Below are 13,823 nucleotides of genomic sequence, written 5' to 3'. Positions count from 1 at the left end.
GCTTCAATGAGCGAAAGCAAAGCGCAAAAGCCTTTCTTATCAAAAAATGATTCAAAGCAAATTCTTATTGAGCTAAGAGCGTAACATAGCGTGAGGTTTGATGAGGCAACGTCAGCTTATCAATGCGTGATAAGGCCTCATCGTACAAAACAATGAGAATAAATATGAAACATTTAGTTGAAAGATTTCTTCGATACGTCACGTTTGATACCCAATCCAATCCACATGTGACGCTTTGCCCAAGTTCACCTGGTCAGCTTGTGTTTGCTGAGTTACTTAAAAATGAGATGATCGAGCTTGGTTTAAGTGACGTGACTTTGGATAAAAATGGCTACTTGATGGCTAAACTGCCAGCCAATGTTGATTATGAGGTTCCTCCTATCGGCTTCATTGCCCATATGGATACCGCGCCGGATGCATCTGGCAAAAACGTAAAGCCGCAATTCATCGAAGATTACCAGGGTGGCGATATTGCATTAGGGTTGGGGGATGAAGTGTTATCTCCCGTGCAATACCCAGATTTACATCACCTACATGGCCACAATCTTATTACTACCGATGGCACTACATTACTTGGCGCGGATAATAAAGCTGGTATCGCAGAGATTCTTTCCGCGGTAGCTCTGCTACTGGAAAACCCAGACATTCCACACGGCGACATTTGTATTGGCTTTACTCCGGATGAAGAAATCGGTCGTGGTGCAGATTTGTTTGATGTTAAAAAATTTGGCGCGAAATGGGCATACACTATAGATGGTGGCCCGCAAGGTGAATTGGAATACGAAAACTTTAATGCAGCAAACGCTGATGTAATTTTTCATGGTGTTAGCGTTCATCCAGGTACTGCAAAAGGCAAAATGGTCAATGCGATGAACTTGGCTGCGAAATTTCAAGTTCAAATGCCCCAAGATCAAACTCCGGAAGCAACCGAAGGTTACGAAGGGTTCTTCCATCTAAAATCGGCAGAAATGGGCGTTGCACGAAGCGAGCTAGGTTACATTATTAGAGACTTTGACCGTCAAAGACTTGAGGAGCGAAAAGCCTTCATGCAGAAACTCGTCGATGAAATGAACACGGGTTTACGCCATGGTTCTGTAGAGCTAAAAATAAAAGACAGCTATTACAATATGAGAGAAATGGTTGAGCCTTACCCTCATATCATTGAGCTGGCAAAGCAAGCGATGGAAGCGTGTGATGTGGAACCGATTATAAAACCTATTCGTGGTGGTACAGATGGCGCTCGTTTATCTTTTATGGGTTTGCCGTGCCCGAATATCTTCACCGGTGGTTTTAACTTCCACGGAATTCATGAGTTTATTTCTGTTGAAATGATGGAAAAATCAGTACTCGTTATTGTCAAAATTGCTGAGCTCACAGCGAAAAAACACAGTTAAAAGACTACGTCGAGACCTCTTGCAGATTTAATAACAAAATAGCCCAGATCTTGGGCTATTTAAATATTAAGATGGAATACTAGCGCACGTCTTTGTCTTCAATTTCAATGTCTTCTAGTGGTAACCAGTCGACTTTCACACCCGCTTGATCGAACATATCTTGACTGACTTGGATTTTATCTCCCCAGCGAGATAAAAAGTCTTCAGACTGCTCAGGGCAGTGTACGTGTGAGATCCCTGTTTGAATGATCTTTGCCGCGCAGTTAGGGCAAGGAAAATGCGTTACCCAAATATCACATCCGTCTAAGTCACGTTTTGAGAACAAAATTGCGTTCTCTTCCGCGTGCAGTGTTTTAAGGTATTTCAACTCGCGCTCATCGGTGTCGACACTGTCAGAAACACCATGCGGATAGCCATTAAATCCAACAGATACAATGCGATTCTGTTTAGTAATAACGGCACCGACTTGTGTTGATGGGTCCTTACTCCAAGACGCCACTAGTTCTGCCATCTGGTAAAAGCGTTTCGCCCATTTAGAAATCATAGTCATCCTCTCTGTCGAAGGCGTTGAATTAATTGAATGATAACCCATTTATATTAAAAAAATAGTCAAAATCGGGGTCTTGAGTATGAAGGCGTCACTTTTTACCTTTTTAGCCACAAAACGTTCTTATCTTGAGCACTGAATCTCACTTTACGCCCGAATACAATACTCCCGTTAGTGTTTCCAAGCACACGCTAAAATTCGCGATCTCCTAAGGCGTATATTAAATAGTTATGATTGAGTTGTATGTATATTGCTCATTGAATACCACTGTTAACTAAATTACTTTATTTTCCTTTTGTTTCTCATGTTTACATTTAGAAACACCTTGGGCGCTTTTCAGTGAAGTTTTCAGTGGCAGCAAGGAGTAAGGTTGATAGGAATTCAACAATATCCTGTTCTATAAAGACGGTAAATACATGCAAAAGAAACCACTTGTCGCACTAATGGCGGCTACAGCAATCCTCGCTGGATGCGGGGAAGCTAATAATGCCCAAACGAAAGGTCAAGCGCCTCTCGTAGTGACTCAGGATGTCACGGTTATCGACTACCAACCGAGCAAGTCTTATATCGGTCGCATTGAAGCAGTAGAAGATACCAATATTACCGCGCAGATTTCTGGCTACTTAAAAGCTCGTCACTTTGGAGAGGGGCAAATGGTAGAAAAAGGGCAGCTCCTTTACTCTATCGAGCCATCTTCTTTTGAAGCCCAAGTCGCGAGTGCTAAAGCCGCACTTGCACAAGCTAAAGCGGCGCTAAAAAAAGCCGAATTAGATCATACTCGAGGTAAAAACTTGTTGCCTCGCGGTAGTATCTCTCAATCTGAGTTTGATGCTTTAACTGCGGCACTTCTTGGTGCGAGAGCAGAGCTAGAAGCGGCAAATGCTCAACTTAAACTTGCTGAAGTTAACCTTTCCTATACTCAAATCCGAGCACCTTTTAGCGGACGTATTAGTGATACCAAAGTGAGTACGGGTGATCTGGTTTCTCCGTCATCTGGCGTGCTGACAACTCTGGTGAGTTTAGATCCAGTTCATACCTCATTTAGTGTGAGTGAGCGTGAGCGTTTAGCTATGGGTATGGATCAAGTAAAAGGTGATGGCTCGGCTGAATCAAACCGCGTTGAAGTTCAGCTTGAACTGGAAAATGGACAGTTTTTTGAGCATCTTGGTAAGCTTGATTTCTTAGGTAATCGTATTGACACCAAAACGGGTACGATTGCTATGCGCGCGCTAGTGCCAAACCCAGAGCAGAAGTTACTTCCGGGTCAACACATCAAAGTGAACTTGAGAGATAAGAACACGAAAGACGTTATTGTTATCCCACGACGTGCCGTACAGACTGACTTAGAAGGTGACTTTGTGATGGTGATGGCTGAGGGAAGTGTGGCAGAGCGTCGTAACGTCGAGCTTGGCCCTCAGGTTGAACAAGGCATTATCATTCGAGAAGGGCTCGATCAGGAAGATACGGTTATTACACAAGGCCTACAACGTGTGCGTAATGGTGTAGAAGTGCGCCTTCAAGCACCTGCTGAAGATAAGCAGTAGGGGGCACTATGTTAAGTCGTTTCTTTATTCAGAGACCTAAATTCGCGCTGGTTATTTCGATCATATTAACGCTAGCCGGCGCGATCTCACTGGCGATTTTGCCAGTGGCTGAGTACCCACAGATAAGCCCGCCATCAGTAAGCGTTTCGGCGTACTACACTGGCGCGAGTGCGGAAGTTGTCGAGCAGGCCATTGCGGACCCCATAGAGACCTCAGTCAACGGCGTTGAGGATATGATATACATGTCTTCAAAGAGCGCGAACGATGGCTCTTACAGCCTAAACGTCACGTTCGATGTTGGCACCGATCCAGATATGGCGCAAGTTAACGTGCAAAACCGCGTGTCACAGATTGAGTCAAAACTGCCTCAAGAAGTTCGCATGGTTGGTGTGACGGTGAAAAAGCGTTCACCTGACTTGCTGATGGTACTTAACTTCTATTCACCTGATGGCAAATACGATGATCAGTTCTTGATTAACTACATTAACTTGAATGTAAAAGATCAGTTGGCTCGTGCGAAAGGTATCAGTGAAGTTAACGTGATTGGTGGTGGCGAATACGCAATGCGTGTTTGGTTAGATCCTGAAAAAATGGCCAACCTTAAGCTAACCACGTCAGACGTATACGCCGCTTTGGCTGAACAGAACGTTCAAGTTGCGGCAGGGCGTGTAGGTGCAGCACCATACAACAATCCGCAAGAAGTTCAGTTTAACCTTGTGACCAAAGGTCGCTTGGAAAGCGTGAGTGAGTTTGAGAACGTAGTCCTTCGAGCTAATCCCAATGGCTCTACGGTTTATCTGAAAGATGTTGCTCGCGTTGAACTAGGCAAAAAGTTCTACGATGGTAACGGTAAGTTCCGTGGCCAGGACGCGTCAATCGTTGCGTTGTCTCTTCAATCGGATGCGAATGCGTTAGAAAGTGGTCAGGCCGTCATGGAGCTCCTTGAAGGCTTGAGCAAAAACTTCCCAGAGGGAATGGAATACGAGACCAGCTACGATACAACCGTGTTCGTATCTGAATCGATCAAAGGGGTAGTAAAAACACTGATTGAAGCGATTCTATTGGTGATTGCTGTAACTTACTTGTTCTTGGGTAGTGCGCGTGCAACGTTGATTCCTGTTGTCGCGATCCCCGTTTCTCTGATTGGTACGTTTGCCATCATGCAGGCAACGGGCTTCACCATTAATACGGTTACTTTGTTTGGCTTGATCCTTGCGATTGGTATCGTGGTGGACGATGCGATTCTGGTTATCGAAAACGTCGATACTACCATGGCGAAAGACCCAACCATTTCACCGCGTAAAGCGACGTTGCTAGCGATGAAAGAAGTAACGGGACCAATCATCACGTCGACCTTGGTTCTACTTGCGGTATTCATACCCGTCGCCATGCTGCCAGGTATCACCGGTATCATGTATCGCCAGTTCGCTTTGACCATCTGTATTTCGGTTGTGATTTCATCCATCAATGCATTGACGCTGTCTCCAGCACTTTGTTCTCTGGTATTGAAGCAGGGTGGGGGCAATACCGCTAACTGGTTCCAGGCTTTCAACCGAGGCTTAGAGCGCATCACTACGCGTTATGGCCAGATCGCTGGTTTCTTGGTGAAGAAGTCTTTACTGCTCGTGACGTTCTTTATAGTTGCTATCGCAGCGGTCACTTTCTTTGCGAAAACTACCTCTACAGCGTTTGTTCCTCAAGAAGATAAAGGCATTTTGCTGGTTAACGTACAGCTACCAGATTCAGCCTCTTTATCACGTACTGAAGAAGTCACCAATGATTTAATGAAAATGATCGGTGAAGAACCTGGTGTGGATGGTGTGACGGTTGCGAACGGTTACTCGTTTATGACAGGCGCAGCAGCATCAAACGGTGCTTCTGTATTTATCAAATTGCATGACTGGGATACTCGTAACTCGCTGCAAGGAGAGCACTCTGCTAATGCTATCGCGGCACGTATTAACGGGCGAGCGGCGACAGAGTTACCTCAAGCGGTTGTTTTTGCGATGGGACCACCGGCGGTTCCTGGTATGGGCGCTGCGTCTGGTTTTGAGTTTGTGCTTGAAGACACGCTAGGGCGAAGTCGTACCGATTTGTCGATGGTCATGGGAGAAATGATCCAAGCGGCTAACCAAGCGCCTGAAATTGCCTACACGTTTAGCACGTTCCGCGCGAATGTTCCGCACTACTACGTTGATATCGATCGTGAGAAAGCGCAGCAATTAGGTATTTCGCTGTCGTCTATTTTCCAAACCTTGCAAGGCAACTTAGGTTCGCTTTATGTGAATGACTTCACCATGTTTGGTAAGAACTTCCGCGTAACCATGCAAGCTGATAGCCAGCACCGTAGCAGCATGGAAGATCTAGAGCGTTTCCATGTTCGTTCTTCGAACGGTGATATGGTTCCGTTAAGTACGCTAGTGAGCTACGAGCAAGTGTTTGAGCCTGATGTGGCATGGCGTTACAACATGTACCGCAGTGCTATCATTCAAGGCCAACCAGCTCCGGGTTACTCTAGTGGTGATGCGATTGCCGCAATGGAACGCGTTGCTGCTGAAGTTCTTCCGCAAGGGTACACGTATGAATGGACAGGTATGGCTTATCAGGAAGTGCTTGCGGGCAACCAAGCCATTTATGCGTTTGCGCTGGCTTTGATCTTCATTTACTTGTTTATGGTGGCTCAGTATGAAAGTTGGAGTATTCCACTGGCTATTATTTTGGTGGTCCCAGTAGCCACGTTAGGTTCCTTCCTTGCGTTAAATCTAACTGGCACGCCGCTTAACTTGTATGCCCAAATTGGTCTTGTCTTGCTCATAGCCTTGGCGGCGAAAAACGCAATTTTGATTGTGGAGTTCGCCAAGCAAGAGCGTGAAGAAAAAGATGCTGATATCGATAGTGCAGCGGTTAAAGGAGGCACGTTACGTTTCCGCGCTGTGAATATGACATCTTGGTCATTTATCCTGGGTATCTTCCCGCTTATCTTTGCCGCTGGCGCGGGGCACGTGAGTCAAAACTCACTCGGCGTGTCGCTGATTGGTGGTCTATTGTGTGTGCTTCTAGCAGGTACATTCTTGATCCCAGGCTTCTACGCTCTGGTGCAAAGACAGCGTGAGAAAGTTCATGGCGGCAACACCAAGCTGGTTCCTCTTGATGATGAATAATCACATCCGAAGTGCGCAGTAAGCACGAAGTGACAATTGAAAAAAAGCCCGAAGCAATGATTGCTTCGGGCTTTCTATTTTGAAAAGGGTTATTTTAGCGCAGTTTTGAATTGTGCAACGGCTTCATCCATATCATGAGCTTGAGCAGAGACAGAGTTCACTTCATGCAAGCATTCCTGAGCGGATTGCATGTTATTCTCAGATATTGCGTTTAGCTCGGTGATTGAACCGCTAACTTGGTTCATCACGATACCTTGTTCTTCAATTGCTGAAGCTATGCGCTCCGAATTACCTTGAATTGAATGCATGTCAGTAATGATCTGTTGCAGGCTAGAATCCAGTTTTTCAGAAGCATTAAGTGTTTGTTGCCCTTGATCGTTACATTGATCAATATCAGCAACAACTGTAGACATTTGAGTTTGAATGTCTGCAACGACCCGTGTGATTTCCTCTGTGGATTGATGAGTTCGGCTAGCTAGGGCGCGTACTTCATCGGCGACAACTGCAAACCCGCGGCCTTGTTCTCCTGCTCGCGCGGCTTCAATTGCTGCGTTGAGAGCTAGTAGGTTGGTTTGCTCTGCAATTTCTTGGATGATGTTCACGGCACCACCAATTTTATCTACATGCTGATTCAGCGAGCCAATCGACTGCTGGCTGTTTGATAAAATCGTGGTTAGTTGACCGATGTTGGTTACCGTCGCCTCAACAACTCCTCGACCTTGCTCGGCATTATTCGCTGCCTGATGTACGCCTTCTACCGCAACTGATGTGCTTTCAGAGATTTCACCTATTGTGGCAACCATTTGCTGAACTGCCGTCGCCATTGATGCTGTGTGGTCAGTTTGCGTGTGGAATTGCTCCATAACGCCTTCTAACTCACGATGCATATTATCGGTACTTGCAGTGAGTTGCGCCGATTTTTCTTGGGTACTACTAATTAGATGCTCAAGCTTATCCAATAGGTCATTGAGGTGATGACTGATATCAAATAGCTCGTCTTGACCTTTCAAATTAGATCGAAGTCCCATGTTGTTCGTTTCGCTGATACTTCGAATGGTGCCAAGTAAGCTATTCACTCGCGTATTGATTGAACGTGAAATTTGCCAAATCAATGCGAAAATAACGACTAAGATCAGAGCTGTAATGACCTGCTTGATGGTCGACATTTGTTCATCACGTTGTGCGGCAGCAGAGCTAAGGGCTGTGGAAAAGGTTTCAAATTGCTCTTCTACGGCATGGGATAATGCGCGAGTTTCACCGAGTAGGCCTTTGTCATAAGCAACCCCAACAACTTGCTTTTGGGCCGCCAATTGCTTACCTGTTTTGATAAGCTCCGGAGCATATTGCCCCTCAAGCAAGTCACTATTGAATAGTCCTGCTTTTACCGCAGAGTCAAAACGGACTAATGCCAATAACTGCTGGTGGTCTGAACGTTGTTTAGCTTCTAATAGTGCTTGTTCGTAACCGGCGAGAAGCCCACTCTTTGAATCAAGCCCGTATCGTTGGTAAGCGCTGACCAGATTCTGAAAGCCCCTTTGGTATGCGAGCAAGTCTTGCTTAAATTGTTGACTGGAAGGTAATTCATTACTCTTGAGTATGCTCGCAAGCTCTTTTTCTGTGTCTATAAACTTGTCAACATTGGCGTCAAACTTATTTAGATATTTGTCATTACTACGCAGTAGGAAATCTTTTTCATTTCTGCGTAAGTTGAGTAAGCGTATTTCTAGATCACCAACGAGTTTGATGGCGTGATTAAGATCATTGCTCTTATTTTCAAAATGGGATGACGTACCCAAAAGGGCCACGATGCCTAAAATGGCGATAACTCCGAGGAAGTAGAGTTTTTGCCTAATAGTCATATTGTTGTTTCCTGAATAAGTAACTAAAAAGAGAAATCCAATGAGATTTCCAAGGGCTAGCAAACGTTGTTCAACTAACATGTCGAGAAAACGACATGCACTAATACAGCACTTTTTTACGTTGCTGTTTTTTCGCTCCGTGCTTGTTTTTTGTATCAAGTCGTCGGCGTTGAGAAGCGCGGGTTGGTTTCGTTTTAATACGCTTCTTCTCCTGTAAAGCGGCAGCTTTTATCAATGCTTGAAGCCGATTTAGGGCGTCTTCCTTATTTTGTTCTTGTGTCCGAAATTGTTGCGCTTTGATGATGATCACGCCATCTTTACTTATACGACTATCAGAAAGTGCAAGTAATCGCTCTTTGTAAAAGTCAGGTAAGCTTGAATGCCGGATATCAAAGCGCAGGTGTATAGCGGACGCTACCTTGTTAACGTTCTGGCCACCATTTCCTTGAGCTCTAATTGGGGATAATTGAATTTCCCACTCTTGAATTGTGACGGAGTTCGAAATTTTGAGCATGATAAGTAAATGCCGGTAAGGACGATTGAAAGAGCTGATAAATTAACATTACAGATGCACAAATAGAAGAAAAGACATGAGCACGATTGATTTTAGACCCTATGAAGGATTCATATTTGATATGGATGGTACTCTAATCGATACCATGCCAGCCCACTTGGCAGCTTGGCAAGCAACTGCTGAGCGTTTTGATTTTCCGTTTTGTCAGGAGTGGTTTCACAGTTTAGGAGGGATGCCGAGCTTTAAAATTGTTGAGGAACTAAATCGTGTGCATGAGCTTTCATTAGATCCTAAAACTGTCGCGACATTTAAAATGGAAACATTCGCTGCTATGGAGCTTCATGGTGACGTTATTCCTTGCACGAACATCGTGTTAGAGGAATATTTAGGCCATAAGAAAATTGCAGTCGGGACTGGCAGCCAACGAGAAAGTGCCATGCGCTTATTAAGTCATGCAGGTTTATTAGACAAGTTGGATGTTGTAGTAACCGCGAGTGATGTAGAGAACCATAAACCCTTTCCAGATACCTTTTTGGTGGCCGCGCAACAACTCGACTTGGAGGCGTCACAGTGTCTTGTGTTCGAGGATACTGAGTTGGGGAAGCGAGCGGCGCATGCAGCTGGTATGGATTGTGTTATGGTGCAAGATAATGAGTTGATCTTTTTCCCAAAGCCATAGTGGCAATATCCCTTAATATGAGATCAAAATGGGGTGCAAATGCACCCCATTAATTTTTACCACATCATCGATCATGAATCATAGATGCTTATTCTGGTTGAACTAGCTCTTGGTATTCAAATGAAGGTACCACAACTTCTACGCGACGGTTTTTCTCACGACCTTCGCGAGTGCTGTTGTCAGCAACTGGGTTTTCTTCACCCATACCTTTAACTGTCAAACGATCTGAACCAATGCCAGCTGCGGTTAGGTAATCAGCAACAGATTGAGCACGACGCTCAGACAGTTTTTGGTTGTATGCCGCAGGGCCTGAGCTATCTGTGTAACCAGTAATCTCTACTTGAGCTTGAGGATATTCGTTCAAGAATGAAACAAAGTTGTCCAGACGTTCAGAAACTGACTCTGTTAACTTAGCACTATCGAATTCAAACGTACCTGTACCGTACTCTTCTTTGTGCACCTTGCTCATCATCACTGGTTCTGGATCTGGCTCGATCACTTCTTCCGTTACAACTGCTGCAACAACTGGAGCAGCTGCGAATTTGTAGTTAACACCGATACCAAAGAAATTAGCATCCATGTCGTCCCACACGTCGTCAGACATGTCTTGGTAGCGTTGGTATTCAGCTCGAACGCTCCAGTTTCTATCGATCGAGTATTCAGCCCCCAAAGAACCTGTTGGGACAAAGTCTGTTTCGTCATCAGACATCATGTAAGCACCACCGATCTTAGCAAACAGATTCCAAGAGTCGTTTAAGTGCCAGTTGAATTTAGGTGCAAGTGTTAAAGCCGTTAGATTGCCGTCAATCGTATTAATCGTATTAGCCCCTGACCTAGAGTTTCCTTCATAGTCGCCTAAGAAGTCTACGCCGTACTCTAGCCCGATGATATCGGTAAAGTCATAACCGATATGTAGTCCTGCACCGAACGCTTCATCATCACAAGGGCTATTTAGATAGCAAGCGTCGTCAAGTGTAGTCATGCCCACTTTGCCCCCGATGTACATTTCAGCTTGAGCAGAGTTTAAAAGCGCGCTACTACCAGCTACCACTGCTGCTACTGCAATTGCTACTTTGTTCATAATGTTTCCTTGTATTGATTGCATATTAACTTCTACTTCGTTTTATCAAAAAATTAGAAAAAACCAGCGTTTATAAGAAATTAGTTTAATATTCTAATCATTTCATATCAAGCAACAATATATTTGAACTTGATCAACATTTACTACCCAAAAATACCTCACAAACTTCTGATATTTCTTACATTGTAGTAAAGATTTTTTGGTGCATAAGAAAATTGATGATTATTTTGAACTTTTTTTCGTAAACTTTGCTTTACATTGTGCGCGGTGGTTAACAGGTGGTTTTTATTTGCATTTATTTGCAAAAACTGATTGCAAGTCTACGCCTAAGCCGATAAGTTACTTAAACGCTAGACAGAAAATGACCACAGCCCTTGATGCTGCTCGCTTTGTGAACAAAGTTGCAATGAGTTCAGTTGGTAAAAATGGGGTCGGAAATAAAACCAGGAAGTAGAAGTAATGTTTCAAACTGATGATGTAAGAATAAATAGAGTAAAAGAGTTATTGCCACCTGTTGCAGTATTAGAGAAGTTCCCAGCGACTGAAACCGCTTCTTCGACCACTTTTGATTGCCGTAACGCCATTCACAATATTCTTGAAGGAAAAGACGATCGATTACTCGTGATCGTTGGCCCGTGTTCTATTCACGATCCGGCTGCCGCGGTTGAGTACGGTAAAAAGCTAAAAGTACTACGTGATGAACTGGGCGAGCAGCTTGAGGTTGTTATGCGAGTTTATTTTGAAAAGCCGCGTACGACCGTTGGTTGGAAAGGCCTTATCAATGACCCTTACTTAAATGACACCTATAAGCTAAATGATGGTCTACGTATCGGACGTAAACTTCTTCTTGATCTAACCGATATGGGCTTGCCAACGGCAAGTGAATTCTTAGATATGATCACACCTCAGTACGTGGCGGATTTGATCAGTTGGGGCGCTATCGGTGCTCGTACGACAGAATCTCAGGTTCACCGCGAGCTAGCTTCTGGTCTTTCTTGTCCTGTAGGTTTCAAAAACGGTACAGACGGGAATATTAAAATAGCGAGCGACGCGATTCGTTCTGCAAGCGCTTCCCATCACTTCCTTTCAGTAACAAAATACGGTCATTCCGCGATCGTAGAAACCGCTGGTAATCCAGACTGCCATATTATTCTACGTGGCGGTAAAGAACCAAACTACAGTGCAGCACATGTAGCTCAAATTAAAGATGAGCTGGACACCGCAGGTCTGCCGAAAAAAGTGATGATTGATTTTAGCCATGCTAACAGCTCGAAGCAGTTCAAGCGTCAAATGCTGGTGTCTGATGATGTATCCGAGCAAATCTCTGCTGGCGAAGAAGCCATTTTTGGTGTGATGATCGAGTCTCATTTAGTTGAAGGTCGCCAAGACTTAGTGGATGGCAAAGCAGCCACTTATGGTCAGTCGATCACTGATGCATGTATTGGTTGGGAAGACACGGAAACGGTACTTCGTCAGCTTTCTGATGCAGTAAAAGCGCGCCGCAACAAGTAAGCTCAACAGAAAAACTTTTTTAAAAGCGAATAGTGAAGAGCCAGAGGTACTATGCCTCTGGCTCTTTTTGTTGAGAATTACTCTCATATCTTTCTATTGTTTCTGCTTTCCTATATGTTATCTGTATACGTCGTAACCAAAAGGAATTTGGAATTGAATCGTAATGTATGGCTTCTATCCCTCTGCCAAGCCTTATTAATGACAGGGAATATTTTACTCATATCTGTTATTGCCCTTATTGGCAAAACACTTGCGCCGTCATCAAGTTTTATCACATTACCAGTTGCACTGCAGTTTTTGGGACTGATGGCCGCGACAATTCCTGCGTCGCTAATTATGGGCAAGTTAGGGCGTCGCCTTGGTTTTAGCCTTGGTAATGTCATTGGCATTTTGGGTGCTAGTCTAGCGACGTATGCATTAAGTCAACAAAACTTCTATCTGTTCTGCATGTCTACGTTTTTGCTTGGTGTTGGTATAGGTTTCGGTACTCTATACAGGTTTGCTGCCATTGAAGTGTGTGAAGAGTCGGCAAGGCATAGGGCGATTTCGATATCTATGGCGGGTGGGGTGTTAGCGGCGATCCTTGGGCCTAATCTGGCCGTGTACTCGCAGCAGTGGTCAGATGATGGCTTATACATTAGTGCATTTGCTGTGCTTGTCGTGCTTTATATAACCGCGTTGGTTGTGCTACAAACCATTCGTTTTCCACCTGCACACACGCAGGCGCTACACGCTAAGGCGGATAAGCTGAGACTGATTATCCGTCGACCTAATTTCATGCTGGCAGTTATCGCGGCAATGGTTGCGTACGCGGTGATGAACATTTTAATGACAGCAACTCCTTTAGCGATGATTGGTTGTGGCTTTGATTTTGATAAAGCGGCGGGAGTGATCGAATGGCACGTGTTGGGTATGTTTGCACCTGCGTTTGTCACGGGCCGTCTGATAGAACGGTTTGGCGCTAAGAATATGATTTTGGCGGGTGGATTGCTATTTGTTGCTTGTATTGGAATTAATATACATGGAGTGTCTATCTGGCATTTTAGTCTTGCTTTAATCCTGTTAGGAATAGGGTGGAACTTTATGTTTATCGCAGCAACCGGGCTGTTTAGTCAAAGCTATGAAGCGAAAAACAGAAGCAAGGCTCAAGCGTTTAATGAATTCTTCGTGTTCAGTTGTGTCACCATCACCGCATTACTATCTGGTTGGCTTGAGTCTACCGTAGGTTGGCAGAATCTTAATTTGTATGTTCTTCCATTTGTGTTACTCGTTATCGCGATGTTTGCGTTAAAAACGAATAAAAAGCCAGAATCACAAACCGCTTAATTAAGGCTTAATATATAACCCGGCCGATCGTGTCGGGTTTGTTTATTAGCTCAAATCAACAATCTCTTCTTTATGTTTTTATCGATAATGTGAATTCCCACAATAAAAATGTCGATTTGATAAGACTTTTTATCTAACTTTTTGTAATAAAAATAAAAATCCTGTATATATCTTGCCGAAAATCAATAAAAACTAAAGAAGTTTCG

General features: G+C 44.2%; 10 protein-coding genes. 6 read left to right on the top strand and 4 right to left on the bottom strand.

Features of this window, described 5'->3' with window-relative positions; genetic code table 11:
- The first annotated feature begins 164 nt into the window (after positions 1-164).
- Positions 165-1,394: a peptidase T gene (gene pepT / locus NL626_RS08845; RefSeq protein WP_222712060.1), complete on the top strand. Its 1,230-nt coding sequence runs from the start codon at positions 165-167 to the stop codon at positions 1,392-1,394.
- A 79-nt stretch (positions 1,395-1,473) separates the two neighbouring features.
- Here the strand turns inward: pepT and NL626_RS08840 are convergent, their stop codons facing one another.
- Positions 1,474-1,938, bottom strand: a complete 465-nt coding sequence (locus tag NL626_RS08840) for a dCMP deaminase family protein (RefSeq protein ID WP_005373515.1) — start codon at positions 1,936-1,938, stop codon at positions 1,474-1,476.
- Positions 1,939-2,357: 419 nt separating this feature from the next.
- Between NL626_RS08840 and vmeY the strand changes: the two genes are divergently transcribed.
- Both vmeY and vmeZ read left to right on the top strand, forming a co-directional pair.
- Complete coding sequence (gene vmeY / locus NL626_RS08835; RefSeq protein WP_253657241.1) at positions 2,358-3,485, top strand: multidrug efflux RND transporter periplasmic adaptor subunit VmeY; 1,128 nt, start codon at positions 2,358-2,360, stop codon at positions 3,483-3,485.
- A gap of 8 nt (positions 3,486-3,493) precedes the next feature.
- Positions 3,494-6,646, top strand: a complete 3,153-nt coding sequence (gene vmeZ, locus NL626_RS08830) for a multidrug efflux RND transporter permease subunit VmeZ (RefSeq protein ID WP_017635194.1) — start codon at positions 3,494-3,496, stop codon at positions 6,644-6,646.
- Between the two features lie 89 nt (positions 6,647-6,735).
- Here the strand turns inward: vmeZ and NL626_RS08825 are convergent, their stop codons facing one another.
- Both NL626_RS08825 and arfB read right to left on the bottom strand, forming a co-directional pair.
- Positions 6,736-8,505, bottom strand: a complete 1,770-nt coding sequence (locus NL626_RS08825; protein WP_253657240.1) for a methyl-accepting chemotaxis protein — start codon at positions 8,503-8,505, stop codon at positions 6,736-6,738.
- Between the two features lie 100 nt (positions 8,506-8,605).
- Positions 8,606-9,019: an alternative ribosome rescue aminoacyl-tRNA hydrolase ArfB gene (arfB, locus tag NL626_RS08820; RefSeq protein ID WP_017635196.1), complete on the bottom strand. Its 414-nt coding sequence runs from the start codon at positions 9,017-9,019 to the stop codon at positions 8,606-8,608.
- A gap of 76 nt (positions 9,020-9,095) precedes the next feature.
- Here arfB and NL626_RS08815 point away from each other — a divergent pair, with 76 nt between their 5' ends.
- A complete protein-coding gene (locus tag NL626_RS08815) occupies positions 9,096-9,698 on the top strand; it encodes a beta-phosphoglucomutase family hydrolase (RefSeq protein WP_213876927.1) in 603 nt (200 codons plus the stop codon).
- 88 nt (positions 9,699-9,786) lie between these two features.
- Here the strand turns inward: NL626_RS08815 and NL626_RS08810 are convergent, their stop codons facing one another.
- A complete protein-coding gene (locus tag NL626_RS08810; RefSeq protein ID WP_005373499.1) occupies positions 9,787-10,779 on the bottom strand; it encodes an OmpA family protein in 993 nt (330 codons plus the stop codon).
- A 459-nt stretch (positions 10,780-11,238) separates the two neighbouring features.
- Here NL626_RS08810 and aroG point away from each other — a divergent pair, with 459 nt between their 5' ends.
- Positions 11,239-12,291, top strand: a complete 1,053-nt coding sequence (gene aroG, locus NL626_RS08805; protein WP_017635200.1) for a 3-deoxy-7-phosphoheptulonate synthase AroG — start codon at positions 11,239-11,241, stop codon at positions 12,289-12,291.
- A gap of 153 nt (positions 12,292-12,444) precedes the next feature.
- Entirely contained in the window at positions 12,445-13,617 is a 1,173-nt protein-coding gene (locus NL626_RS08800; RefSeq protein ID WP_021035943.1) for an MFS transporter, read from the top strand.
- Positions 13,618-13,823 lie beyond the last annotated feature (206 nt).

It is taken from the genome of Vibrio sp. Y58_MX_L22, from assembly GCF_024181865.1.
Taxonomy (GTDB): Bacteria; Pseudomonadota; Gammaproteobacteria; order Enterobacterales; family Vibrionaceae; genus Vibrio; species Vibrio alginolyticus.
Note: the sequence above shows the minus strand (reverse complement) of the source record. Positions and strands in the feature narration are given on the sequence as shown.

Excerpts from the sequence above, each read along its gene's own strand:
- pepT (WP_222712060.1), top strand. The coding sequence starts at position 165 with ATGAAACATTTAGTTGAAAGATTTCTTCGATACGTCACGTTTGATACC.
- NL626_RS08840 (WP_005373515.1), bottom strand. The coding sequence starts at position 1,938 with ATGATTTCTAAATGGGCGAAACGCTTTTACCAGATGGCAGAACTAGTG.
- vmeY (WP_253657241.1), top strand. The coding sequence starts at position 2,358 with ATGCAAAAGAAACCACTTGTCGCACTAATGGCGGCTACAGCAATCCTC.
- vmeZ (WP_017635194.1), top strand. The coding sequence starts at position 3,494 with ATGTTAAGTCGTTTCTTTATTCAGAGACCTAAATTCGCGCTGGTTATT.
- NL626_RS08825 (WP_253657240.1), bottom strand. The coding sequence starts at position 8,505 with ATGACTATTAGGCAAAAACTCTACTTCCTCGGAGTTATCGCCATTTTA.
- arfB (WP_017635196.1), bottom strand. The coding sequence starts at position 9,019 with ATGCTCAAAATTTCGAACTCCGTCACAATTCAAGAGTGGGAAATTCAA.
- NL626_RS08815 (WP_213876927.1), top strand. The coding sequence starts at position 9,096 with ATGAGCACGATTGATTTTAGACCCTATGAAGGATTCATATTTGATATG.
- NL626_RS08810 (WP_005373499.1), bottom strand. The coding sequence starts at position 10,779 with ATGAACAAAGTAGCAATTGCAGTAGCAGCAGTGGTAGCTGGTAGTAGC.
- aroG (WP_017635200.1), top strand. The coding sequence starts at position 11,239 with ATGTTTCAAACTGATGATGTAAGAATAAATAGAGTAAAAGAGTTATTG.